Origin of the sequence: Nostoc cf. edaphicum LEGE 07299 (genome assembly GCF_015207245.1) — a bacterium.
In the GTDB taxonomy this organism is placed as follows: domain Bacteria; phylum Cyanobacteriota; class Cyanobacteriia; order Cyanobacteriales; family Nostocaceae; genus Nostoc; species Nostoc edaphicum_B.
The window spans coordinates 1-2773 of sequence record NZ_JADEXF010000918.1 but is presented as its reverse complement, the minus strand read 5'-3'; the positions used below and the strand labels follow the sequence as shown (position 1 = coordinate 2773).

The following is a 2773-nucleotide window of genomic DNA, read 5'->3' as shown; positions in this document are numbered from 1 at the left end:
ACAATGGCTGGATTTATTACAAAATAACACCAGTGATAACTTGTATGGAGCGCTGACAAATCTGGGTATTTTTTTTGCTGTAGGAACCCTGTTATTTTTTATGATACAATTCCTCAAAGACTTAATATCCTACGAATACACACGTCCCATATCAGCTTTAATTTGGCCTTTTATTGTGGTCGTACTCTTAAGTAATTCAGGCAATGGAAGTATACTATCTAATCTGACGCTGGGAGTGCGGAATTTTTTAAACACTGTGAATCAGCAAGTAGTGGTATCAGCAGATGCAGGTAACATATATCAGCAAGCACTGAATATGAGTATTGCTGAGGAAGTAGCTGGTTCTTTACTACGTCCTTGTCAATCTTTAACTGGCGAGCAACAAAGTCAATGTTTTGTAAAAGCTGCCGAAAAAGTTAACGTTCTCTGGCAGAAATATAGAGAAACTTATGGAAATAAAAGCTGGATCAATAGACTACAAACTAAGGTAGATAATATCAGATATGGCACTGGCATTGTATCAGAAACCTCTTTTAATTCTCTGTTAGGTTCTACAGTGCAAACGAGCATCAAGAATTTTTTAGTTTCCTTACAATATGCCTTCCAGAATTTGATAGAGGCTACTATGTTGTTAATAGCAGCTTTAGGGCCAATAGCAGTAGGTGGATCTTTGCTACCTGTAGCTGGTAAACCGATTTTTGCATGGCTGACTGGATTTTTATCTATTGGAATCGCCAAAATTTCATTCAATATTATTGCTGTGCTGACTGCCGCAGTGATTGTCAATGGCCCAGGTCAAAATGCTAATGTCGATCCAGATTTAATGTGGTTCATAATTTTTCTGGGGATTTTAGCACCAATTTTATCTTTAGTTGTGGCTGCTGCTGGTGGTTTTGCAGTCTTCAGCGCCATAAACAGCACGGCTTCTTTGGTAAAAGAGAGGATATAGAAAATTAAAAATGAATAATATTGTTGCAAGCGTTGTAACTAGTAAGTATATGGAAAACATCATATATAATAGCTGAAGTTTTTGCAAAAGGAGGTGAGGAAATGGTGCGTTTACTAGAAAGAAGACAAAGAACGGCAAGTGTTTTGACATTTTTTGCGATCGCAACCTTCAGTTTACATATATTAGTTTTATTTTTATTCTTATTACAAGGGCTAAATATTCGCCAACTCAGCTTGAGAAAACCTCCCAACTTTGTGCAATTAATCAATGGTAAACCAGTAGATAATATTGATGATTTAGCAAGAGAACCAGAAGCAATTCGCCAATTTATCAGCAAAACGATGATCTCAATGTTTAGCTGGTCTGGAACCTTACCACCACAAAATCTTGAAGAAGTCGCAAGCCTCAAACCAGATTTAGGAATACTGATTAACACACCTCAAGGTGGTAGCCAAAAAATTACTACCAGCAGTTGGGTAGCTAGTTTTGCCTTATCAGAAGAATTTCGTAAAGGTTTCTTAAGCACAGTTGCAGAAATGACACCGCCAGAAGTTTTCTCTGAAAATCCCAACCAAGCGATGACTTCACAACTAATAATTAAGAGAGTTTATCCGCCAAAACAAATTGCACCAGGGAAATGGCAAGTGGGTATGGTAGCCGACTTAGTTCAAAAAAACCGAGTTGGTGGTGCAAGACTTATAACTCCTTTTAATAAAGATTTCCTTGTACGTGCAACAGATTATTTTGCTAATCCCCAAGCCAACAATAGCACCGACCTGCAAAAAGCAATTTATAGTGTCCGCGCTGATAGACTAGAAATTGATGAAATTCGTAACCTATGTTTGCTAGATGACTACAACTCGAACGCAGATAAATCAAAACAATGTGTAACTGGACAAACATCTGATAGTTTTATCAGATAATCACTTTTTTATGTGAAGATAGTTCAATTTATACGATCAATTATTAATGCAAATACTCAAACCAGAAAATAAGAAAAATAGCCCCTTACCGTTGTTGGCAGTAGGAACCTTTGGGTTACATATATTTACCTTACTGTTACTAATATTTCACTGGTCTATGTTACAACAGTTAGGTCGACAACTCACTCCTCAAAGTTTAGTGCAACTTGTTGATGGTCATGCTATAACGGTAGACCCCCAACCCAATTTAGAGCGGCAACCAGAGACGATTCGGCGCTTTGTGGGTGAAACTATGAGTTTAATGCTTACCTGGTCAGAACAACAGCCACCAACACAAGTCTGGGAAATTACCTCCCAACTGGTAGCTGATGATTTTAAAGAAAAACTTAAGTCAGAAATTACTAATTTAAATCCAGATAGCCAATTTGAAAATGTTAATAGAGGAGCGGAGAATGTCTTAGTAATCCAAAAAGTTTCTCAACCTAAAGAAATAAGTAATGGCAAGTGGAAAGTAGAGATACTTGCCAATCAATTAATTTTTAATAGTTATGATAAATTAGGAAAATCAGTTTCCTTTGATAAACAAATTTTAGTTAGAGCAATAGATCAACCTGCAACTTCACTACCAAATGCAGCATTACCATCGCAGTTTGCAGCTTATCGCCTTGGAGAATCCAGATTAGAAATTTATAATATATGTGAAATCAAAGATAATAATTGTTCTGGAAATCCAAACAAGGCTCTACCATGACCCGATACTCAATTCCTGCCCAAACGCCTCCCCAAAATGGATTTACTCTACCTACCGACGATCGCCAACCAGAAGTAGAATCTGTAGATTGGGAATCGCGGATGTCAAGGCTGGTCGGCTTTGAAGAAGAATCTTCTAGTGATACCCAAG

Annotated in this window: 3 protein-coding genes; all 3 read left to right on the top strand. The window is 37.4% G+C overall.

The window, feature by feature from the left end; genetic code table 11:
• Positions 1-949 (top strand): hypothetical protein (locus IQ229_RS22570; RefSeq protein ID WP_194047582.1); only part of this gene is annotated, 949 nt, incomplete at its 5' end.
• A 101-nt stretch (positions 950-1050) separates the two neighbouring features.
• Positions 1051-1872: a hypothetical protein gene (locus tag IQ229_RS22565; protein WP_194047580.1), complete on the top strand. Its 822-nt coding sequence runs from the start codon at positions 1051-1053 to the stop codon at positions 1870-1872.
• Positions 1873-1918: 46 nt separating this feature from the next.
• Complete coding sequence (locus tag IQ229_RS22560; protein WP_194047578.1) at positions 1919-2623, top strand: hypothetical protein; 705 nt, start codon at positions 1919-1921, stop codon at positions 2621-2623.
• Positions 2624-2773 lie beyond the last annotated feature (150 nt).